This window comes from Streptomyces bathyalis, from assembly GCF_015910445.1.
Taxonomy (GTDB): domain Bacteria; phylum Actinomycetota; class Actinomycetes; order Streptomycetales; family Streptomycetaceae; genus Streptomyces; species Streptomyces bathyalis.
The window spans coordinates 101,778-123,231 of sequence record NZ_CP048882.1 but is presented as its reverse complement, the minus strand read 5'-3'; the positions used below and the strand labels follow the sequence as shown (position 1 = coordinate 123,231).

18 protein-coding genes are annotated in these 21,454 nt (G+C 70.0%); 13 read left to right on the top strand and 5 right to left on the bottom strand.

From position 1 onward, the window contains the following. The first annotated feature begins 153 nt into the window (after positions 1-153). The 5 genes from G4Z16_RS00535 to G4Z16_RS00515 all read left to right on the top strand — a co-directional run bounded on the left by G4Z16_RS00535 (position 154) and on the right by G4Z16_RS00515 (position 8,447). Entirely contained in the window at positions 154-3,069 is a 2,916-nt protein-coding gene (locus G4Z16_RS00535; RefSeq protein ID WP_246530588.1) for a lantibiotic dehydratase, read from the top strand. Continuing rightward, complete coding sequence (locus tag G4Z16_RS00530; protein ID WP_197348624.1) at positions 3,066-4,295, top strand: lanthionine synthetase C family protein; 1,230 nt, start codon at positions 3,066-3,068, stop codon at positions 4,293-4,295. Before G4Z16_RS00535 ends, G4Z16_RS00530 begins: the two co-directional genes overlap by 4 nt. Positions 4,296-4,317: 22 nt before the next feature. Continuing rightward, entirely contained in the window at positions 4,318-6,396 is a 2,079-nt protein-coding gene (gene fxlM, locus G4Z16_RS00525; protein ID WP_197348623.1) for a methyltransferase, FxLD system, read from the top strand. A gap of 96 nt (positions 6,397-6,492) precedes the next feature. After that, a complete protein-coding gene (locus G4Z16_RS00520; RefSeq protein ID WP_197348622.1) occupies positions 6,493-7,605 on the top strand; it encodes a hypothetical protein in 1,113 nt (370 codons plus the stop codon). Positions 7,606-7,802: 197 nt separating this feature from the next. Continuing rightward, positions 7,803-8,447, top strand: coding sequence for an SRPBCC domain-containing protein (locus tag G4Z16_RS00515; protein ID WP_197348621.1), 645 nt, complete (start codon positions 7,803-7,805; stop codon positions 8,445-8,447). Positions 8,448-8,621: 174 nt separating this feature from the next. Here the strand turns inward: G4Z16_RS00515 and G4Z16_RS00510 are convergent, their stop codons facing one another. After that, positions 8,622-8,813, bottom strand: coding sequence for a hypothetical protein (locus G4Z16_RS00510; protein ID WP_197348620.1), 192 nt, complete (start codon positions 8,811-8,813; stop codon positions 8,622-8,624). A 594-nt stretch (positions 8,814-9,407) separates the two neighbouring features. Here G4Z16_RS00510 and G4Z16_RS33165 point away from each other — a divergent pair. The 3 genes from G4Z16_RS33165 to G4Z16_RS00495 all read left to right on the top strand — a co-directional run bounded on the left by G4Z16_RS33165 (position 9,408) and on the right by G4Z16_RS00495 (position 11,539). After that, the gene (locus tag G4Z16_RS33165; protein WP_425508142.1) at positions 9,408-9,590 is read left to right on the top strand and encodes a helix-turn-helix domain-containing protein; all 183 of its coding nucleotides are present in this window, start codon (positions 9,408-9,410) and stop codon (positions 9,588-9,590) included. Positions 9,591-9,837: 247 nt separating this feature from the next. After that, a complete protein-coding gene (locus tag G4Z16_RS00500) occupies positions 9,838-10,734 on the top strand; it encodes a tyrosine-type recombinase/integrase (RefSeq protein WP_246530586.1) in 897 nt (298 codons plus the stop codon). 124 nt (positions 10,735-10,858) lie between these two features. Then, a complete protein-coding gene (locus tag G4Z16_RS00495; protein ID WP_343070929.1) occupies positions 10,859-11,539 on the top strand; it encodes a glycosyltransferase family 2 protein in 681 nt (226 codons plus the stop codon). A 43-nt stretch (positions 11,540-11,582) separates the two neighbouring features. Here G4Z16_RS00495 and G4Z16_RS00490 read toward each other — a convergent pair whose 3' ends face one another. Then, positions 11,583-12,857 (bottom strand): 4-hydroxybenzoate 3-monooxygenase, encoded by a 1,275-nt coding sequence (locus tag G4Z16_RS00490; protein ID WP_197348617.1) that lies wholly within the window; start codon positions 12,855-12,857, stop codon positions 11,583-11,585. Positions 12,858-13,028: 171 nt separating this feature from the next. On the opposite strand from G4Z16_RS00490, the gene G4Z16_RS00485 reads away from it, so the two are divergent. Then, positions 13,029-14,051, top strand: a complete 1,023-nt coding sequence (locus tag G4Z16_RS00485) for an NAD-dependent epimerase/dehydratase family protein (RefSeq protein ID WP_197348616.1) — start codon at positions 13,029-13,031, stop codon at positions 14,049-14,051. A gap of 174 nt (positions 14,052-14,225) precedes the next feature. Here the strand turns inward: G4Z16_RS00485 and G4Z16_RS32210 are convergent, their stop codons facing one another. Both G4Z16_RS32210 and G4Z16_RS00475 read right to left on the bottom strand, forming a co-directional pair. Further along, positions 14,226-15,500 (bottom strand): sensor histidine kinase, encoded by a 1,275-nt coding sequence (locus G4Z16_RS32210; protein ID WP_246530585.1) that lies wholly within the window; start codon positions 15,498-15,500, stop codon positions 14,226-14,228. Further along, positions 15,493-16,263 carry a response regulator transcription factor gene (locus G4Z16_RS00475; RefSeq protein WP_197348615.1) on the bottom strand — a complete coding sequence of 257 codons (771 nt, stop codon included), beginning with the start codon at positions 16,261-16,263 and terminating at the stop codon, positions 15,493-15,495. The genes G4Z16_RS32210 and G4Z16_RS00475 overlap by 8 nt, the downstream gene beginning before the upstream one ends. 124 nt (positions 16,264-16,387) lie before the next feature. On the opposite strand from G4Z16_RS00475, the gene G4Z16_RS00470 reads away from it, so the two are divergent. Genes G4Z16_RS00470 through G4Z16_RS00460 form a run of 3 tightly spaced genes read left to right on the top strand, consistent with a single transcriptional unit; the run spans position 16,388 to position 18,578 of the window. Further along, on the top strand, positions 16,388-17,062 hold the full coding sequence (locus G4Z16_RS00470) for a glycosyltransferase family 2 protein (protein WP_197348614.1): 675 nt from the start codon (positions 16,388-16,390) through the stop codon (positions 17,060-17,062). Continuing rightward, positions 17,059-17,862, top strand: coding sequence for a TIGR04282 family arsenosugar biosynthesis glycosyltransferase (locus tag G4Z16_RS00465; RefSeq protein WP_197348613.1), 804 nt, complete (start codon positions 17,059-17,061; stop codon positions 17,860-17,862). Before G4Z16_RS00470 ends, G4Z16_RS00465 begins: the two co-directional genes overlap by 4 nt. Continuing rightward, the gene (locus G4Z16_RS00460; protein ID WP_197348612.1) at positions 17,859-18,578 is read left to right on the top strand and encodes a methyltransferase domain-containing protein; all 720 of its coding nucleotides are present in this window, start codon (positions 17,859-17,861) and stop codon (positions 18,576-18,578) included. Before G4Z16_RS00465 ends, G4Z16_RS00460 begins: the two co-directional genes overlap by 4 nt. Here G4Z16_RS00460 and G4Z16_RS00455 read toward each other — a convergent pair. Further along, positions 18,565-20,031 (bottom strand): hypothetical protein, encoded by a 1,467-nt coding sequence (locus G4Z16_RS00455; protein WP_197348611.1) that lies wholly within the window; start codon positions 20,029-20,031, stop codon positions 18,565-18,567. The two genes, G4Z16_RS00460 and G4Z16_RS00455, sit on opposite strands and share 14 nt — an antisense overlap. Before the next feature lie 649 nt (positions 20,032-20,680). Here G4Z16_RS00455 and G4Z16_RS00450 point away from each other — a divergent pair. Beyond that, on the top strand, positions 20,681-21,139 hold the full coding sequence (locus tag G4Z16_RS00450) for a hypothetical protein (protein ID WP_197348610.1): 459 nt from the start codon (positions 20,681-20,683) through the stop codon (positions 21,137-21,139). The last annotated feature ends 315 nt before the right edge of the window (positions 21,140-21,454 follow it).

The following is a 21,454-nucleotide window of genomic DNA, read 5'->3' as shown; positions in this document are numbered from 1 at the left end:
GCCCCAGCGTTCCGATCCGGCCCAACCGCCCTCGTCCGCGCAGTCACAGGGCCGACCCTACCGGTCCCCACCTGGCCTGAGCTTGACGACCGGTCGACTGCTGCGACATCCGCGCAAGCGCAGTGGCTGCGAGCCGTCTGGGCGATCGACGACGTGGCCGAGGGACTGCGTCACGCAAGTCCCGTACTTGCCGCTTCCGTTGAGTCGCTGTGCTCCGCCGCAGTACCCGAAGCGCGGCAGCTCCACAAAACGGTGCTGTCCGTGGCCCGCTACCTGCTGCGGGCGCAGCATCGACCCAGCCCCTTCGGGCTGTTCGCCGGAGTGACGGCCGCGACGTTCGCGCCTCGGGCCCGCGCCGAGTGGGGCGGCAGGCACGCCGTGACCGCACGCGCCGGCGCCGAGTGGCTGAGCGCCGTCATCGCCCGGCTGGAGAAGTGCCCCGATCTCCTCGAACGGCTCCCCGTCGTGGTGAACACCGCCGTCACCACCCGCGGGGACCGGCTCATCGTGCCGTACGAGCCAGATGCCGACGACGGCCAAGCACGCGCCGTTGAGGTGTCGTTGGCGTCAACGGCCCCCGTGCGGTCAGTCCTCGCCGCAGCCCGGGCGCCCCTCCCGACCGGTGCGCTCGCCGACAAGCTCTGTGCGGAATTCCCCACCGCGGGCCGCGAGACGGTGCAGAACCTCATCGGACAACTGCTCGCCCGCCGCGTCCTCATCACGAGCCTGCACGCGCCGAGCACCGAAACTGACGCCCTCACCTACCTGCTCGCGCGACTCGACGACGTCGACGCCGACGGCCTGGCCCCGGTCGCGGAGACGATGCGGGAGCTGCGCGCCATCCGGGCCGGCCTGGACGTGTACGGCGTACGGGACGGGCGGGATCGCGTCGCCACGCGGATGCGCGCACTGACACCGGAACTGCGCCGTCACCCGCTGGCCCTGGACGTGCGCCTGGACGTGCAGCTCGCCTTGCCGGAAGCGGTCGCCCGCGAAGTCGAGCGTGCCGCCTGGGTGCTGACGCGGGTGTGCGCCCGCCCGTACGGCACCGAGGCATGGCGGACCTACCATCAGCGGTTCTACGAGCGGTACGGCATCGGCACGATGGTGCCGCTTCGCGACGTCCTCGCCGACAGCGGCACCGGCTTCCCCGACGGCTATCCCGGCGCACCGTCCGGCGCAGGCCGGGCACGCCTCTCCGCCCGTGACGACGCGCTGCTGCGGATCGCACAGGCAGCGGCGCTCGAGGGCGGCACCGAAGTGGCCCTGACCGACGAGCTGTTGGCCGAGCTGGACATCGGCCCCGAGCAGCCACGCATCCCGCCGCACCTCGAAGTCGGCGTACGCGTAGACGCCTCCAGCCTCGACGACCTCCAGCGCGGCCGGTTCCGGCTGGAAGTCGGCAGCGTCTCCCGTGGCGCAGGCGTCTCCACGGGCCGATTCCTCAGCGTGCTGGCCCCCGACGACCGGAAGGCCCTGATCGCAGAGCTGGCCGACGTACCCGCCGCCGACGAGGACACCGTTCCCGCTCAGCTCTCCTTCCCGCCGCTGCTGCCCGCGAGTACCCACGTCACCCGCGCCCCGCGCATCCACCCCACGGTGATCAGCGTTCAGGAGCACCGCACCCCCGACGGCGCCGACGTACTCACCCCCGACAATCTGGCGGTGGCCTGCGACGGCCGGCGCATGTACCTGGCCGACCCCGGGCGCGGGCGGCGCATCGAGGCCGTGGGCCTGCATGCGCTGAACCTGCGCACGCACACCCCGCCGCTAGTGCGGTTCCTCACCGAGCTGTCCCGCGCCCAGTGCGCCCAAGTCACCACGTTCGACTGGGGCGCGGCGTCCGCGCTGCCGTTCCTGCCACGGCTGCGGTACGGCCGGACGGTGCTCGCACCTGCGCGGTGGCTCCTGGACGCGGCGGAGCTACCCCCGCACAACTGGGACGCCGCGCTCACCGACTGGCGGGAACGACGGCACGCACCGCGGCGGGTCCTCCTCGTCGAAGACGATCGCCGCCTCTTCCTCGACCTCGACGACGCGGGCCACCGGACACTGCTGCGCGCCCATCTCGACCGTGCGGGCACGGCTCATCTCCAGGAGGCGCCCGAGCAGGACGCGTACGGGTGGTGCGACGGCCGCGCCCACGAGGTCGTCGTGCCGCTGAAAGCGACCCGGCCCGCGACATGGCCACGGCTCCCCGCCCCCACGCTGGCCCGGACGTTCTCTCCGGAGCAGCAGCAGACGCCCGCCGCCGCGCCTGTGCTACTGGCCGCCCTGTACGGCGACGCACGCCGTCAAGATGAGCTGCTGGCACGGTATCTGCGGGAGCTGCTGGGCCGGTTGGGCGATCCGCCCTGGTGGTTCATCCGCTTCCGCGACCCCGACCCGCACGTTCGCCTCCGCATCGGCCTCCCGTCCCCCGACGCGTTCGCGGCAACCGCCCGCACCGTCAGCGCGTGGGCCGACGAGCTGCGTGCCGCCGGGCTGCTGTCGGACCTGCGCTACCCCACCTCGTACCGGGAGATGGGCCGGTGGGGCTCCGGCCCGGCGTGGGAAGCGGCCGAGGACGTGTTCCGCGCCGACTCGCGCGCCATCCTCGCCCAGCTCCGCCAGCCGCAGCGCCCACCTCAGCGTGCGCTGGTCGCCGCGCACACGGTCGCCATCGCCGCCGGATTCCTCGGCGGCGTGGAGGCTGGGATGCGCTGGCTGATCGACCACATTCCGGCGACCGCACCCAACCAGGTGCCCCGGCCGCAGTTCACCGAAGCCGTACGGCTCGCCGACCCCACCGACGACTGGGCGGCGCTGCGCAGCAAGCCGGGCGGAACAGCCATTGCCGCAGCGTGGGTCGACCGCGTTGCTGCGCTCGCCACATACCGGCCGCATCTGCTGGGACCGCACACCGACGGCATCGCCCTCGACGACGTCCTCACCTCCCTGCTGCACACCCACTTCGTGCGGCACGTGGCGGTGAACTTCCCCGAAGAGGAGATCTGCCTCTACCTCGCGCGGGCTGCGGCCCTGGCCTGGACGGCCCGTGCCGAGAAGCAGATGGGAACACAGCCATGACCACATCCGAAGCGCTGTCGGCCGCGATCGCTGACTCCCTGGCCGACCCTGACGCCCGCCCACTGGTACTCGAGGACCGGCAGCACCTCGCCTACGGCATGCCGGGTATCGCACTGCTCCACATCGAACGCGCCGCGGCTGGACTCGCACCGTGGAGCCGCGCCCATGACTGGCTCTTTTCCGCCGCCCGGCAGCCCGTCACTAGCGGCCCGGACAGCCACCCCTTCTACGGGGCTCCCGCCCTCGCGCACGCCGTCGCCTGCGCCGCCGACCATCAACCGGGCTCGTATGAACGTGCCTTGACCAAGCTGGACGAGCAGATGGTCCGTGACGTCCGTCGGCGTCTCTCGGCCGCGCACCGCCGCCTCGACGCGGGGCAGCTCCCGCAGTTCGCGGAGTTCGACGTGATCCGAGGTCTGACGGGCTACGGCTCTTACCTTCTGCGCCGCCAGCCCGCTGGCGGCGCCCTGCGTGATGTGCTGGATTACTGCGTCCGTCTGACCAGGCCCATCACCGATCGCGGCGAGAGGCTTCCGGGCTGGTGGGCCCCGACTGCACCCATGGGCCGACTCGACGACCAATTCCCCGAGGGGCACGCCAACCACGGCATGTCGCACGGTGTCGGGGGAGTCCTCGCACTGCTGGCCCTGGCCGCCCGGCACGGCACAGTCGTCGACGGGCAGCACGACGCGATGCGCACCATCCTGGCGTGGCTGAGCCGCTGGCACGGGCAAGCCTGGCCGTACTGGGTCACGCGGGCCGAGCTGCGCGCCGACAGCCTCGCGCCCTCCGCGCCGCGACGACCGTCCTGGTGCTACGGCACTGCCGGCGTTGCCCGTGCTCAGCAACTCGCCGCCCTCGCCTTGAACGAGGCGCCTCGTCAGGTCGAGGCGGAGACGGCCCTCGTGGCGGCCCTCACCGATCCCGCCCAGCTCCGAGCGACGACCGACAACGGCCTGTGCCACGGCTTCGCCGGACTCGCCCACGTGGCCTCACGCGCCGCCGACGACGCCCACCCCTCCACCGCCGCCCAGCTCCGGGACGCCATCCCGGCGCTCTTGAGCACCGTCTGTCCGCCCGACACCGACCCCGTCGACGCTGCCGTGGCGAACGAGGCCGGGCCGGGGTTCCTCGATGGCGCCGCAGGCATCGCGCTGGCAGTGCTGGCCCCCGCCACCGGTACCCCGCCCCACACCGCGTGGGACTCCTGCCTCCTCATCGCCTGAACCACCGATCGAAAGGACGTCCATGCCCCCGGACCGCTGGCATCAGCACAACGTCGTGTTTCCCAACCGCGAGATCGCGCAGAGCGCCATCCCCGAACGCATCGCGCCCGCGCTCCTCGCGGCGGAGGAGGCGGGTGAGATCACGGGCTGGTGGTTCATGAACAAGCAGCCCTGGCCACTGCGCTACAGGGCGCCCGAGGCATCCCCCACCGTGCAGCGCCTCTTGAGCGACCTCGTCGCCGACGGCACAGTGCGCTCCTGGCTGTCCGGCATCTACGAGCCCGAGACGTTCGCCCTGGGCGGCCAGTGGGCCATAGACGCGGCACACAGCCTGTTCCACCTGGACAGCCGCCACCTGCTTACGTACCGCCCCGGCCCCGGCCATCTCGGCCGCCGGGAGACTGCGGTTCTTCTCGCCAGCGCCATGATGCGAGCCGCCGGCCTGGACTGGTACGAGCAGGGCGACGTCTGGGCGAAGTACGCCGACCTCCGCCGGGCTCCCGAGCCCATCGCCCCAGAGCAACGCGCAGCCCTGGCCCCGGCGATGCGCACCTTGATGACCGCTAACACCGCCGACCTGACCCGGCCCGGCGGCCCGCTCGATGGACACGCCGAGTGGGTGTCCGCCTTCGAACGGACCGGAACAGGTCTCGCCGGACTCGCCACACAGGACGGGCTCACCCGCGGCCTGCGCGCCGTGCTCGCCCACCACGTCCTTTTCCACGCCAACCGTGCCGGTCTCTCACCGGAGGACCAGCACGCCCTGTCCCACGTCGCACGAGAGGTAGTCATGGAATCGCACGACAACACGTCAGCAGCCGGAACACACGCCACGGCCGATAGCGTCAGCGCGGTGAACACAGACACCACCACAACCCCCGAGGCCGACGCCGAGCAACTCCGCAACGCCCTCGTCGACCAGATCAAGGCCAACGGCCGCGCCCGCACCCCCGAGGTGGAGACCGCCCTGCGCACCGTGCCCCGGCACCTGTTCGTCCCCAACGCGGCACTGGAAGCGGCCTACGCCAACACTGTCGTCGACGTAAAGCACGACAACGACGGCACGTCGATCTCCTGCGCCTCCCAACCGGTCATCGTCGCCCTCATGCTGGACCGGCTCGAAGCCCAGCCAGGAGAACGCATCCTGGAACTCGGCGCCGGCACCGGCTACAACGCAGCACTCCTCGGCCACCTCGTCGGCGAGCACGGCCACATCACCACCATCGACGTCGACGACGATCTGGTGGAAGGCGCCCGGCAGCACCTCGCCGCCGCCGACATCACCAACGTCACGGCGCTGACGCGTGACGGCGCTGTCGGCCACGCCGAAGGAGCTCCCTACGACCGGATCATTGCCACCGTCGGCGCCCACGGCATCCCCCACGCGTGGCTCGACCAACTCGCCCCCGGCGGCCGACTCGTCGCACCCCAGCGACTCAAAGGCAGCGTCTCCCGCTCCATCGCCTACGAGAAGCATGACGGCCGCTGGACCTCCGTCGGCTCCGAGATGAACACCTTCATGCCGCTCAGGAAGGGCATCGCCGACGACGACCGCCGCGACGTCCCCCTCAGCGCGGACGGAGCCGTGCGGCTGCACGCACCCTCCGCCCAGCACATCGACGCCGACGCCCTGGCCGGAGCGCTGGAGCAGCCGCGCGTGGAGGAGTGGACCGGAATGACGGTCCGCGCCATGGAGTCCCCGGAGTGGATGGAGCTGTACGTCTCCTGCTCCATGCCGTCCGGCCTGATCCGCATGCTCTTCCCGAAGACGGCCAAGGGGACGCTGCTCACGGACGACCCCTACCCCTCCTCGACCGCAGCCGTCGAGAAGGGCGCCCTCACCTACCTCGCCCGCCGCGTCTCCAAGCAGACCACCGCCGACGGAGGCAAGCTGTGGGAATTCGGCGTCATCGGCCACGGCCCCGGCAGCGACGAGCTGGTGGCGCAGGTCGCTGACGCCGTGCGTACCTGGGACCGCGAGTACCGGGGGCGCGAAGCCACGTTCGAGCTGCAAGACCTGACGGCCCCGCGAGTGGAACCGAGGCCCGGCCTGTTCAGCCTCGACACACCGCTGAACCGAGTCGTCGTCGACTTCAACTGACGGGCTGAGCTCGCCCCACGATCGGTGCCCGTCAGCCACGTGCTGACGGGCACCTGCCGTTCCGTACCCCGCCTCTCTACCCCTCGGGGGGAACCCATGGACCCGCACGGGCCAATCGCCCAGCGTTTCCCGCTCGTCGCCCGCTTCCGCCCCGCCTGCCTTCCTCTGCCCGAGCGCATCGCCTCCATCACCGACCTGGCCGACACCGCCGTCAGCGAGTCGGACCAGGGCGTCGCCTCCTCCGTCTACAACCAAGCTGCCCTCGTCGCGTCCGACCTCGGCCGGCCCGACCTCGCCCGCGAGATGTGCCAACAGCATGCCGCCGCGCACCTCCACGCCTGCCCCTTGCCGGGCATGAGCGCGATCCGCGCCCTGGAACCGGCCGTCAACCTCGCGCGACTCCAGGTGCGCGCGGGCTGCGGCGACGAAGGCCGACGCCGCCTCCTCGCCCTGCACTCAGCAGTTGGTGCGGGGACAGCCGCCCGCTTCGAGGACATCGCCATCCCTGCCAGCCTCACGGCGACCGCTGACGACCGTCAGGAAGTCCACGCCTGGCTGTGGCGGGTACTCCTTGCCGACGGCACCCGTACCCTCACCACCGAAGGCCGCTGGGAGGAAGCCCTCGCGCACATCGAGCAGCACCGCGGCATCGGGACCCGGATGCTGGACGGCCGCCAGGTCGCCGTCCTCGCCGCCCTCACCACTGGCGACACAGCCCGTGCCCGAAACCTGCTCGACCAAACGACACCCGGCGACCCGTGGGAACAGCGAGTCTCCGCCTGCCTAACGGTGCTGTGCCGCCTCGCTGTCGGCGAGTCGACCGGGCAGCACGTCGCGGACTTGGCCGATGTCTACCTCGACGCTCCGGCCGGCCACGGCACGACCGTCTTCGACATGCGGCTCGGCCTCACGATCCTTGCTGCCGCCCGATCCGCCGGTCACGCTGTCGCCCACGATCTCGTCGACAGCCTGCACCGCCGCACGACCGAAGCCCGCGACGGCTACGCGGCCCGTGAGGCCCTTGCCGACACACAGTTCACCGACCTCGCCAGCGACCAGCAGGTGCACGAGTGCCACGAGCTGCTGCACATGTGCGCGCTGGGTTCAGGCCACTTGCCGGACGATCTGCTCAGTGACCTGCTCTCGGCGATACGCACGGGCGACCGCGTGATCCGAGAAGGCCACCCGGCGCTCCACGGGGGAAGGTGACATACGGTCGGGTGAGGCGGCGCTGAATCTAAGTCAGTTCGCCGGGCAAAGACAGCTGCGAGCCAACATGAACTGTGCCGATCCGCACATGCGCCTTGGGGCCGGCGTCCTTGAACGCGGGCCCGGCCGGACAGCGGTAACGTCGGTGGCTGCGCGAGGGCCGTGCGGCGGCCGTCGCAGTGAGGAGCAGAGCATCGATGGGCGACTGGGCCGGCAGGACCGAGGAGGTCCAACGGGAAGTCGGCACCCGGCACATGGGCAAGGAGGAGGCCCGTAGGGTCTTGCTTCGGCGCACATACGACGCGGCCGTCGAGGACGTCTGGGACGCGTGCACGGACCGGGAGCGCGTCAGTCGGTGGTTCGTACCCGTCAGCGGCGAACTGAAGCCCGGCGGGCACTTCCGGCTCGAGGGCCACGCTCACGGCGAGATCCTGCGCTGCGAGGCGCCCGAACTGCTCAAGCTGAGCTGGCTGTTCGGCGACGACCCCGATTTCGGCGAGGTCGAGCTGCGGCTAATGGCCGAGGGCGAGGAGCGAACCGTACTGGAGCTGGAGCACGTCGCCGCCGTACCCGAAGAGGTGTGGGACCACTTCGGGCCCGGAGCGGCAGGTCTCGTCTGGGACCTGACGGCGCTCGGCCTCCACTTCCATCTTCTGGGCGGCCCGGTCGGCGACTTGGCCGCCTGGCGGGAGTCCGACGAGGCACGTGAGTTCATGACCCGCAGCAGCGAGGCATGGGGCGCAGCGTACGAGGCCTCCGGCGCGCCCGCCGACGTGGCAGCGCCCGCCGTCACCAACACGACGGCCTTCTACGCCCCGCGCCGCGAGGACGGCGACCGCTGAGCTGCCGGACGGACGACCCCGCGGGAGCCCTTCACAACTCCCGGTTCGCACAAGCGAGATGGGCCCCGTGCGGCCCGGCGGTGTCGCGACTCGCGGCCCCCCGGATGCGGATGCCTTAGCCCCGGCGTCCAGCCGGCCACCGACCGGTGCGCGGCCTTTGAGGAACCTGCTCGGTCACCGACCCACGGCAGGTGCGCCGAGTACAAGGAGTGTCGCGCCGGAAGAGACGTCGTCGCTGACCACGCGCCCGAAGACATCCAGGAAATCGATCGTCAGGCCCAGCCCGACGGCGCTGACGGCGTCCAGATTCCGGATGATCCAGCTGACGCCCAGCTCCACCCGTTCCACGAGCTGTGCGCCATCCATCCCTGTGATGATCAGCATCGCACTGGCCGGCCTGCCCTGCATCGAGAACTTGGTTCCGTGACAACGGTGTTCGGCACGACCCGCAAGGTCGCAGAGTCGTCGACGTTACTTCTTCTTCCTGGCCACCGTCGTGCTGCCGACTTGCCCACGATTCGCTGACAGCAGACGGCGTAGTTCTCGAGGAATTGGAACCACTGGGCTGAAGCATGTCAACGTACAGCGTCCGAGGAAACCACCACGTCAGCGAAGGGGATCCCACACATCGGCGCGGCTCGCCAGTCAGAGGAGGGCTGGGGAGTCGATCTTCTGAGGATTGGGTGCGACGGCGTCCAGCTCCAGGGTTTGGTTGCTGGTTCCCAGCCTTCCAGGGGCAACGAGGTCCGGTGACAAGCGGGTTGGAACGGGCCTTTATAGCCGACGATCCCCGGTTAGCGAAACCGGGGATTCTCGGCACGCTGGTTGCTATCTGCGTTGCTGCACTTGGCGGTGGAGTCGCGTAGGTCGGCTGGCAGCAGCCGCTGCCAGCGCGCCGTGCCTGTTCAGGAGATCCAATTGGTGACTGCTAGCAATAGGACCCAATATCCGTCAGCTGTGATGTCGCAGGAGATGCTGACGGCTAGGCAGACCGCCGAAATGCTGAATGTGTCCCTTACTTGGATTTACCGTGATGCCCCAAAGCTTGGGCTCATTGGATACAAGTTCGGGCGTGGTAAAAGTGCGAAGTTGCGGTTCAGGTGCGCTGATGTCTTGAAGTGGCTTGAACAGCAGAAGATGTGAAATGGGGAGTATGGTGGCCAGCAGTCTCGCGAGGGGCATGGGGAGCTTTTTTAAGAACTGCTCCTGCTCCAAGCCGACAAAGTGTGCTCACCTGTACACTATACGATTCCGCGACGGGGCCGGGAAGCAGCGCGAGGAGACTGGGTACCCAAATCAGGATGCTGCCAAGGATCGTCTCACGGCGCTGTATGATGCGAAGCGCAAGACTCCAGTTTCTGTGGCAGAGACTCGGTCGCGCCTGAGGCGGATGACATTTGAGGAGTATTCCGAGGAGTGGCGTGGCCGGCAGCGTGAAATTCTGGAATATTCGACTGGGGCTGGGCACAAGAGTCATCTGAGGGTTCATTTGTACCCGGAACTTGGCTCCAGGAAATTGGAGACATTCGATTCAATGGTGCTCGAGCGCTTCATTGCCACTATGGAGCGCAATGGTGTGAAGCTTGGCACTCAGCGCAATGTGTATGGAACTCTCCATGCTATTCTTCTGGATGCCTTCAGGAAGGGGGGTATCCCCGAGGATCCCACTCTTGGGGTCCAGCCGCCAAAGTATGTTCCTGACCGTGCTGTCGTGCCCGACCAAGATTACATACGGTTGGCTATGCGCAAGGCTGACTTTCAGCTCGCCATCTTGGTGACCATGATGTATGGGTGCGGGCTCCGCAACGGTGAGGCACGTGCCGTGAACATCAATAACATTGTTGCCGATGACGTGTACCGCGTGACGGAGCAAATTCATCACGACACCTACACGCCAGCCCCCTTGAAGCACCGCAAGGAAGGAGAATTCCGAGAGGTTCCGCTCCCATGGTCAGTCAAGCTGGCAATTGAGCGTTTTGTTGATGAGTATGGAATGAGCGACGATGGGTATCTCCTGCGCGGGCCGAGGGGTTACTTTACCTTCAGAATGGAGAGTAACCGTGCGGGTATGCTTTTCAAGCAGGCGCCTCCACCGGAAGGCATGACCCTGTACGGGTTCCGTCATTTCTTCGCCTCCAATTGCCTCAGTCGCGGTATCCCTATCACGGATGTGGCAGAGTGGATGGGGCATCGAAACATTCAGGTGACGTACCGGACTTACCGGCACCTCATGCCGGGGTCGATCTCGAAGGCCGCCAAGGTGCTTGAGCAAGGCCTAGCCGCGTGAGTCGAGGGGTGTCCCACATCGTCGCGGAGACTCGGTGGCCGAGCCGATCGACGTCTGGGCCAAGGCTGATGCTGACCTTCTGCTGATCCCAAGACCGCTACGTAGTGCCTGACCTGCATCGCGGCTGCATTGGTGCCCCTTCGGCTTCCACTGGCACCGGCCCATCCAGCAGTGTGCCAACAGCCCCATGGTCTGTTCCGGTTGCTGCTCGGTCTTCCGCAGAGAGGTGCTGGTGGACTTCGGCGGCTTCCCCGAGCGGACGATCGTCGAGGACATGGACTTCACCTGGTCCCAGCAGATCGCGGGACGCCGTGCGCGCTACGTCGGTGACGCGGTCGCTTTGGCCGCGGACCCGGAGACGCTGCTCTATATGCGCAAGCAGGTGTGGCGGTGGATGGCCGGCTTCTGCCAGAACGTGCGCCTGCACACAGGGCAGTTGCTGCGCAGGAAGCCGATACTCGCAGTGTGGGTGCTGTTGGCGATACTAGAGATCCTCACGGCGCCCCTCTGGTGGAGCGCTCCATTCGTCCTGACGCTCGGCATAGGGCGCCCTGCTCTGCCCACCGTGCTGTGGTGGCTGGGCGCGGAGCTGGCCTTCACGCTGCCGCCTCTGGTGTACGCAGCACGAAGACGCCAACTCCCGCTGGGGCGTGTGCTGTTGAACATCCCCTGCGTCTATCCGGCCAAGGTCGTGAATCTGCTCTACGCGTGGAAGGCCGTCGTGGTGGAGCTGGTGCTCGTTCCGCTGCGTCTCTCGCACGGTCTGATCGTCTATGAGAAGGGGAGGGGATCGGCGGTCGCATGAGCCCGTGCCGTCGGCGGCGTGACCCCCCGAGTCCAAGAATCGCCTAGTCGACCAGGGCAAGTCCCGCGTAGTTCTCAGCGAGTTCGGTGGCGGCGGCGCGTGAGGAGGCGATGCGGTCGAGTTGGGACAGCTGGAGCCGGGTGTCGAAGGGTGACTGATCGGGGGAGGTGTGCAGCGTGGTGGTCATGAAGTAGGAGAAGTGCTCGGCTCTCCAGACCCGTCGAAGACGGTCGTCGGAATAGCTGTCGAGAGCGGCAGTGTCACCGGAGGTGCAGTAACGGTCGAGCGCACGGGCCAGCACGGCGACGTCGGCGACAGCGAGGTTGAGCCCCTTGGCGCCGGTGGGCGGAACGATGTGGGCGGCGTCGCCCGCAAGGAACAGCCGCCCGTGTCGCATGGGTTCGGTGACGCTGCTGCGCATGGGCAGCACTGCTTTGGAGGTGATGGGTCCCCGGTTGATCCTCCATTCCTGGTCGTCGCTGAGGGCGAAGCGAGCGTCGAGTTCGTCCCAGATCCGCTCGTCCGGCCACTCACCGGGATCGGTTCCGTTCGGCACCTGCAGATAGAGGCGGCTGACGGATGGCGAACGCATGCTGTGCAGGGCGAAACCGCGCGGCGAGTGTGCGTAGATCAACTCGTCACAGGAGGGAGGCGCTTCGGCCAGGATGCCGAGCCAGGAGTACGGATACTCGCGCTCATAGGTACGGGCGACGGAGGCAGGGAGTGCGCTGCGTGAGATGCCGTGGGAGCCGTCGCATCCCACGACGAAGTCGCAGCGCAGGGTCCGCCGGCGGCCCTCGTAGGTGTAGTGCAGCACGGGCCTCTCGGAGTCCGAGCCGGTCTCCTGCGTTGCCTGTTCCCCTCCCTGGGTGAGGCCGGAGACCGAGTGGACTTCGGCGTCGAAGAGCAGGGGTGCGCCGTTGGAGAGTTCGGAGAGCTGAAGGGAGATGAGGTCTTTGACGATTTCCGTCTGGGCGTAGATCGTCACGCGGCGGCCGCCCGCGAGAGTGGGGAAGTCGATGTGCTGGGAGCGTCCGTCGAAGCGAAGCTCGATGCCGTCGTGCACCAGGCCTTCGCGGTCCATCCGCGCTCCGGCGCCGCAGTCGCGCAGCACGTCCACCGTCGTCTGCTCCAGCATCCCGGCTCGCTGCCGTTGCTCCGCGTAGGAGCGGTCACGACTTTCGAGGACGACGCTCGAGATGCCGGAGCGGTGAAGGAGCCGGGAGAGCAGCAGACCCGCCGGGCCTCCGCCGATGATGCCGACGGTGGTCTCCTCCGGGACGTGAGCTGCGGGGCCGCCGGTCGAGCCCTGCGTCATCGCCGGTCTCCGAGGCAGTGGACCGGCGCGGGATACGGGGGCGCGGCTTCGATGCGCAGGATGCACATGCGGTGATCGTCTCAACAGCGTGGGCGACTGACCAGTCTTACGGAACGCTGACATACCTCCCGGTTCGGCCGGTCAGGGATCCGCCAGCCGTAACGTGGCGACATGCGCGTACTGGTGACAGGCGGTTCGGGGTTCATCGGGTCTCACATCGTGACGGTGCTCGAAGCCGTGGGGCACGAGCCCGTGGTGTTCGACAGGGCAGCAACGGACGGGCTCCGCGGAGATGTACGGGACGCGGATGCTGTGAGGGAGGCTCTCAGAGGAGTCGACGCGGTGTGTCACCAGTCGGCGATGGTGGGGCTGGGCAAGGGCTTCGCGGATGCGTCCGCGTACGTGAGCAGCAACGACCTCGGTACGGCAGTGCTGCTGGAGCAGATGGCCGACGCCGGAGTGCACAGGCTGGCTCTTGCCGGGTCGATGGTCGTGTACGGAGAGGGGCGGTACAGCTGTCCTGTTCACGGGGTGGTGCGGCCCGGCCCTCGGTCCGTACCGGACCTGGACAGCGGCCGCTTCGAGCCCCCCTGCCCGCGGTGCGGAGCCGCGCTCGCCCCCGAACTCGTCGACGAGGACGCCCCCGCCGACCCCCGCAACGTCTACGCCACGACGAAGCTGGCACAGGAGCATCTGTCGGCCGCCTGGGCGCGTGCCACCGGAGGCCGGGCCGTCAGCCTTCGCTATCACAACGTCTACGGAGACGGAATGCCGCGGGACACCCCCTACGCGGGGGTGGCCTCGTTCTTCCGCTCAGCCCTGGAACGCGGGGAGGCCCCCCGGGTGTACGAGGACGGTTCGCAGCGGCGCGACTTCGTGCACGTCGACGATGTGGCGGCGGCGAACGTCGTCGCGCTGGAGGCCCTCGACGAACTGCCGGTCGGTGGCCTGCGCGCGTACAACACCGGGAGCGGACAGCCGCACACCGTGGGGGAGATGGCCGATGCGCTGGCGGAGGCGTTCGGCGGGCCGAAGCCGGTGGTGACGGGGGAGTACCGCCTGGGCGACGTACGGCACATCACCGCGTCCTCCGAACGCTTCCGCCGTGAGCTGGGCTGGAGCGCGCACGTGCCGTTCGCCGAGGGGATGGCACGCTTCGCGAAGGACCAACTGGCCGCCCCCGCCAGACCCTGAGAAGCCCCGCGGGCTCGCTCAGCATCCGTGCTCGTGGGGCGGTCGCGGGCATCGAACGGGTCCGGCGCGCCCACCGCCCCGTGGACCATGACCAGCCGCCTGCGGCTCCGAGGCCTCGCCGGTCAACTGCGCGTACGGAGCGGTCCGATGAGCTGACGTCCGCGTCGGGGGAGGTCAGCGGGCAGCCGGGAGCATGACGTCGAAGCGGCAGCCGCCAGGCACGTTGCGTACGGCGGCCTGCCCCTTGTGGGCCTCGACGATGCCGCGCACGATTGCCAGTCCGAGCCCGGCGCCGCCGGGCGGCGTGCGGGCGTCGGTGCCGCGCCAGCCGGTGTCGAAGACCCGTGGAAGGTCTTCCGCCGGGATGCCTCCGCAGCCGTCGACAACCGACAGCACCACCGAGTCCTCAACCTGTCGCGCGGAGACGGCGACCGTGCCGTCCGCGGGCGTGCGGCGAATGGCATTGACGAGGAGGTTGGCCAGAACGCGGGACATCTCCTTGCCGTCCACTTCCATCGGGATCTGCTCGACGCCGGCGGCCGCGAGGCGAACCCCTAGCTCGCTGGCGAGGGCGTCGGCGCCGGCGAGGGCGTCGCTGACGAGGTCGTACGCGGAGATACGAGTCCGGGACAAAGCGAGCGAACCGGCCTGGATGCGGGAGAGTTCGAAGAGGTCGCCGACCATGCCGGAGAGCCGTTCGACTTCCCCGCGTATCTGCCGGTGGTAGCGGGCCGGGTCCTCGGCGATGCCGTCCTCCAGCGCCTCGGCCATCGCACGCAGCCCGGCCAGCGGTGACCGCAGGTCGTGAGAGATCCACGCAACGAGTTCGCGGCGTGAGGCCTCCAGAGCGCGCTCGCGTTCGCGCGAGAGGGCGAGCCTTGCGCTGGTGTCCGCCAACTGCCGGGAGAGCGACGTCAGTTCGGCCGGCATGGGTGTGGTCGGCTGCACGAATCCGCCGACGGCCTGACCGGCCCCATCCGCCCCCGACGGGAGCAGACCCCCCGCCGCAGACTGACCGCCGTCTTCGCCACCGGGGGAGGCGGCACCCAGCGCAGTACGGTCTGCTTCGCCCCCGCCCCCGCCCGCCGTACCGCCGTTGCCTGCGGCTGCTCCGGAGCCGCCCGTCTCGCCCAGAGCGCGCGCCGCCCGCTCCAGCGCTCGGTGCCCGCCGATCACCCACCGGCCGAGCCACAGGGCGGTGGCAGTCGCGGTCACACCCGCCATCACGCACACCGTCGTGACCACGCCGAGGTCGTGCTTGTTGAGAAGCATCGCCCATGCCACCGACAGGGTCCCGGCCAGCACCGAACCGACCGCGACAGCGGTGAGGACCGCCAGCGACACGGCAACCGACCGGCGTCGCAGAGCGCGCAGCGCGACCAGTCCGGCCAGGCCGACGGCCGCCGCTCCCAGGGCCGCGTAGAGCGCGATGAGCAGCAGATCACGCATCACGGCCTCCACCGGCGCCGACGCCGCCTGCGCCCGCGTCACCGGCGGCCGGACCACCGCCACCGCCGTCGTCGAAGCGGTAGCCGACACCCCACACCGTCGTGATCAGCCGCGGGTGTGCGGGATCGGCCTCGACCTTGTGACGCAGACGCCGCACGTGGACGGTCACCGTCGACAGGTCGCCGAAGTCCCAGCCCCACACGTCCGCCATGAGCTGCTCCCGGCTGAACGCCCGCCCCGGATGCCGCAGGAAGTGCGCGAGCAGATCGAACTCTCGAAGGGTCAGCGACAGAGCTCCCCGTGCGTCGGAGACGGAACGGGCGGCCGGGTCGAGTGTGATGCCGCCACCCGTCAGCAGCGGACCCTCCGGCGGCGGCGACCCCGCGCGGCGCAGCACCGACTCGACGCGGAGCACCAGTTCACGCGGAGAGAACGGCTTGGTGACGTAGTCGTCCGCGCCCACCTCGAGGCCGAGGATGCGGTCCTCCTCGTCGCCGCGTGCCGTCAGCATGACCACCGGCACCGGTCCTTGCCGGCGCAGCTGCCTGCACACCTGAAGGCCGTCCAGTCCCGGCAGCATCAGATCGAGCACGACGAGATCGGGCGGGGCGGCCTGAGCCCGGGACAGGGCGTCGAGCCCGTCGGCCGCGCGGTCGACGACGAACCCGGAGCGGTCGAGGTAACCGGCCACCACTTCCGTGACGGTCGGATCGTCGTCCACGACAAGGACCCTGCGGGCCGCGGCCGAAGGCTGTGTTCGCATATGGCGAGTCTGGCACCGGGCCGGGCGCGGTGGCCCTGTCGAGGCGTCGCCCGGGCACGGATGTCAGCCTTCCGTAAGGTGGGTCGATCCCTTATGTCCGTTATGGGCTCGTAGGGTGAGGCAGATGGAGATGACCACCAACTCGCAGCCCTGGCACGGAGACCTGGTGCTTCCCTGCCTGAACGAGGCTGAAGCGCTGCCATGGGTGCTGGAGCGGATTCCGGCCGGATGGCGGGCGATTGTCGTCGACAACGGCTCGACCGATGGCTCCGCGGGCATCGCGCGCGACTACGGCGCCAGGGTGGTGCGCGAGGAGCGCCGTGGGTTCGGAGCGGCCTGCCACGCGGGGTTGTTGGCAGCGGAGGCCGAGTTCGTTGCGTTCTGCGACTGCGACGCCACGCTGGACCCGGGCATGCTGCCGCGCGTCTCGGCGCCGGTCCGTGAGGGAACGGCGGACCTCGTGCTGGCACGGCGTCGCCCGACACGGCGCGGGGCGTGGCCGCTGCACGCCCGCCTCGGGAACCGCGCCCTCTCACGCATGGTGCGGCGCCGAACCGGCGTGAGGCTGCACGACCTTGGTCCGCTGCGCGCTGCCCGTCGCGAGGCGCTCCTCGAACTGGGCCTGACGGACCGCCGCAGCGGCTACCCGCTGCAAATGGTGGTGCGCGCCGCAGACGCCGGCTGGCGCATCGACGAGACGGAGGTCGACTACCTGCCTCGTTCGGGCAAGTCGAAGGTGACCGGCACCTGGCTGGGCACCTGGCATGCGGTGCGCGACATGCAGGCGGTGCTGCGATGACCGGCGGCGGCCAGGACGGCAGCCGGGCCCTGCACGGCGACGCCATCGATGCCTCTCCACCCGCGCTCACCGCCGCGCGACTGCCGCTGCCCGCAGCGGCGTCAGGCTCCGGGACCGGCCCCGATCGACGCCCCGCACCGGGGGGACCGGGGGCCGCGAACGCACCCGCCCCCACGACACTTCTCGTGATCGCCAAGGAGCCTGTGCCAGGCCGGGTCAAGACACGGCTGACGCCCCCGTACCGTCCCGAGGAGGCGGCCCGGTTGGCCGAGGCCTCGCTCGCGGACACCCTGGAGACCGTCGCGCGTATGGACGTGCGCCGACGTGTGCTCGTGCTCGACGGGCGGCCGGGACCCTGGCTGCCCGCCGGGTTCGAGGTGGTGCCGCAGCGCGGCGGCGGACTCGACGAGCGGATCGCGGCCGCGTTCGGGCTGTGCGACGGCCCGGCGCTGCTCATCGGCATGGACACCCCCCAGATCACGACGGACCTGCTCGCCCTCGCCACGAACTCCGGCCCGTGGGACGAGCGCGACGCCTGGTTCGGCCCGGCCGCCGACGGCGGCTTCTGGGCACTCGGCATGGCGCGCCCCCAGCCCGAACTCGTGCTGGGCGTACCGATGTCCAGGGCGGACACGGGCACGCGGCAGCGGCGTCGGCTCATCGAGGCGAGTCTTTCCGTACGGGACCTGCCGGTGCTCCGCGACGTGGACACCGCGGCCGACGCCGCCCGCGTCGCCGAACTCTCCTCGGGACGCTTCGCCTCCGTGCACGCGGATCTCACCCGGGCGGTGGCGCCGTGAGCGCACCCGCCCTCGCGTGGTGTACGGAGCAGGACCCGTACGCCGACGCGCTCCGCGCCGGCCGTGGTCCGCTGTTCCTGCGGCGCCCCGACGGCTGGCTGCTGCCGCTGGAGGTGGAGCGGTGGTGCGCACGGGCAGACCGGGCGGACATGAGCGTCCTGCGGCGATGCACGGGAGCGGTTCTCGACATCGGCTGCGGCCCCGGGCGGCTGGTGGCCGCGCTGTCGGGGCTGGGCGTCCCCGCGCTGGGCGTCGACACCTCTCCCGCCGCGATCTCCCGCACGCGCGGGGCGGGTGGCGCGGCTCTCCAGCGGTCCGTCTTCGACCCGCTTCCGGGTGAAGGACGCTGGCAGAGCGCACTGCTGCTGGACGGAAACATCGGCATCGGAGGCGATCCGTCGAGGCTGCTGGAGCGCATACGTGAGCTCCTTGCACCCGACGGGCTGTTGTTCGCGGAGGCCTCGTCCGACGAGGTCGAGGAGAGGAGCGAGGTGCGCCTCTGTGACGGCACCGGCGGTCAGGGCCCCGCATTCCTGTGGGCGAGGCTGGGCCGCGAAGCGCTCCGGGAGCAGGCGGAGGCAGCGGGTTGGAGCGTCGTGGAGGAATGGCGGTGCGGCGAGCGGCCGTTCATGGCCCTCGGCCGCGCCGGCGCGGCGCGTCCGTCCTGGCGGCCAGGCAGCGGTTCGGGCCTCTCGGCCGTACTCACCAGCCGGTGATCAGCAGGTGATTGACCGTCAGTGCGGTGACCGCCTGCGCCCCAAGCCACCAGCGGCGGCCGCACTGCGGCAGCAGCGCCGTCGCCGGTAGCAGCCACAGGGTGAACGGCAGCCAGATGCGTTCCGTCTCGCCCTTGCTCATCCCCGAGAGGTCCGCGGCCAGGACGCAGCACACGCCACCCGCGACGAGCAGCAGCAGGGCGGCGCGTGCAGCCGGGCCCGTCCCCTCGACGCCGGCTGCCCCGCTACCCCCACGGTTCCTGCCGGCCCGGTGAGCAATGGCGGCGGCCCCCGCCCTGCGCAGTGAAGCGACGACGGCAGGGCCTGCCACTGCGGTCTGCGCCGCCAGGTTCGCCCAGACGAAGTAGCTATATGGGCGCACCGCTGCGGCCCCCTGGTAGTAGCGCTCGACGAGGGTGGACCAGCCCTCGAACCACCAGAACCCGGCCGCAGTGAAGAGTACGAACCACGGCGCCATGCCCAGCAGCACCAGGGGAACGGGACGCACCGCACGCGCCGCGACCAGCACCGCCAGGGCGAGGAACCCCATCAGGATCAGCCCGTACGACAGATAGCAGGTCAGACCGAAGAGCAGTCCCGAGCCCAACGCGGCGCACGCAGGGGCCCGTACGCTCCGCGTCGCCGACAGGGCGAGCAACGCCAGCGCCCAGGCGCTCACCGCGGTGAAGTAGCCGTCGGCCGAGACACCCGTCCACACCACGGCGGGTGCGAGCACCACAAAAGGGGCGCAGCTGCGGGCGGCCTGCTCCGAGACCAGTGAGCGGACGGTCACCAGCACAGCCGCGACCGCGGAGGATCCGGCGGTGATGACGAAGACGGTGGCCCAGACGCCGCCGCCGAGTCCGATCCGGTCGAGCCCGACGAAGGTCAGCAGCGCCGCGGGCGGATGGCCCGCGACATGCGGGGGCCAGTTGTCCGGCGCGCCCATGAGGATGCGCGCCGTGAAGCCACGCAGCGTCGCACCGATGTCGTCGACGTCTCCGACGGACTGCAGATACTCATAGCCCGTCGTGAGGCGCGTGGCGACCCCGCGATGCCAGCCGTCCACCAGCGTCAGCGACCAGCTCCACGCCATCCCGCCGGCCCACGCCGCGGGCAGCAGTGCGCGCCAGGGCAGGGCCCCGGCCAGGCGGGGCCCGTAGGCGATGACGAGCACGGCAACGGCGGGCGCCAGTACGGTGCCGGGTCCCGCATGCGGCATCCAGTACGCGTAGAGAGGCGGCCAGCGCAGCCGCAGCGTGCCGGCACTGTCGTCGTATGCGCGCCCCACGAGCGCCGCCGCCGCGAGGAGCACTGCGGCAGCCGCCACCGCGCAGAGGTCGGCGACGGTGCTGCGGCGGCCCGTCCCGGAACGGGCTTCGGTACCGACCGCGCCGGCTCCGGGGCGTCCGCTGCCGTTGTCCGGCCTGTCGATGCGGGTCGAGGTCGTCACCTGCTCACCGTAGGGCGCTGACCAGCGTCGCAGCGGCTCCTCAGAGCAGACGTCACGGAGCTGTCAGATCGGCGGCCTCACCCACGCGCCCCCCGGGGCGGCGATCGGTCCGTGAGCTGCCGGTCCCTCAGCAGACCGCGACCGTGGCACCGCCTTAAACGCCCAGGCGACCGGGCGAATGACCCCGGAAGGACTGCGTGGCGAAAATGTGACCCTCCGGCATCTTGCGCAATTAGGACATGCGAGCGCACTCTCGACATCAGTGGTCACCAGGGCTCGGCGACCGGCCCTGTACTCCCGTTCGCTCCCGTGGGGGGTGGCGAGCGGGGGCGCCCCGTCTGCTCCTGTGGGGGGAGCAGGCGGGGCCTCGCCTTTTGCGGCCCACTTGTGGCACCTCCCGCCCCGCAAGTAGGCGCCCCACCGGATGAAATCGCGACAATGTGAAAGTTCAAGCCGATAGCTTGCTTTCCAGACATCACGGGCGCACTCTCGGCATCACCCCCCACTCCGGCCCGGGCCTCATCCCGTCCGCCGGGTGGGGTTCTCCGTCTCCCGGTCCGTCGCCGCGGGGTACCGGCACCGTTCCCCCAGGGTGCGGGACATGTACGACGGCGGGCCGGGTCCATGGCTCCGGAGAGGGGCGCTGACGATGAGAACGCGAACTGCCCACGTGGGGCTCGCACTTGCCGTTGGCCTCCTGCTCGCCGGATGCGGGAGCGCCGGCAGAGGTGAGCCGAAGGCGGCCGGGGTCAAGCCGTCCGGTCCCGCGTACGGCACATTGATCGGCCAGTGGCTGGACGGCCAGCAGGATCAACTGACGTCCCTTCAGGCTCTGTTGACCGACCTGAAGACGGGTCCGCACCCCAGGGCCTGCATCACGCTTCAGGCCCTGGTCGAGAAGATGCGCCAGGGGAAGGGCTTTCCGGTGCGCGCCGATGAGGCGGACGCGTACGAGGGGGCGCGTGCATGGCGGGCCGGCCTGCGGCACTACGCGAACGCCGCGGACCACTGCGCCGAAGGCGACGAGGTCCTGATGAACCAGCAGATCCGGGAGGGCCGCGACCAGATGAGCACGGTCACCGACATCATCATGGCGCACTCTGAGTGAGAGCCCTCCAGACCGAGCGAACCCGCCAAGGTGGCGAGTCGTGTCCTGCAGCGAGGAGGTCGCCATGCGGAAGGCTCAACCGGCCCGCCGGGGCACACCGTTACCACCGTGACGACGCGCCCGGTGATCAATCAGCCGAAGCCCTCCCCACTCGGCCGTCGGGAGGGCTTCGGTGCATCCCGGCCGTCGTCCGTAACGGATTATGAAAGTTCTGCCGCTGACGTTGACGGCAAACAGGACAAGGCGCACGATTCCAGCCATCCGGTGCGGCCCGGTCCTCCCCGACTTCATCCGCACCGGAGATGGGCCCCGCCG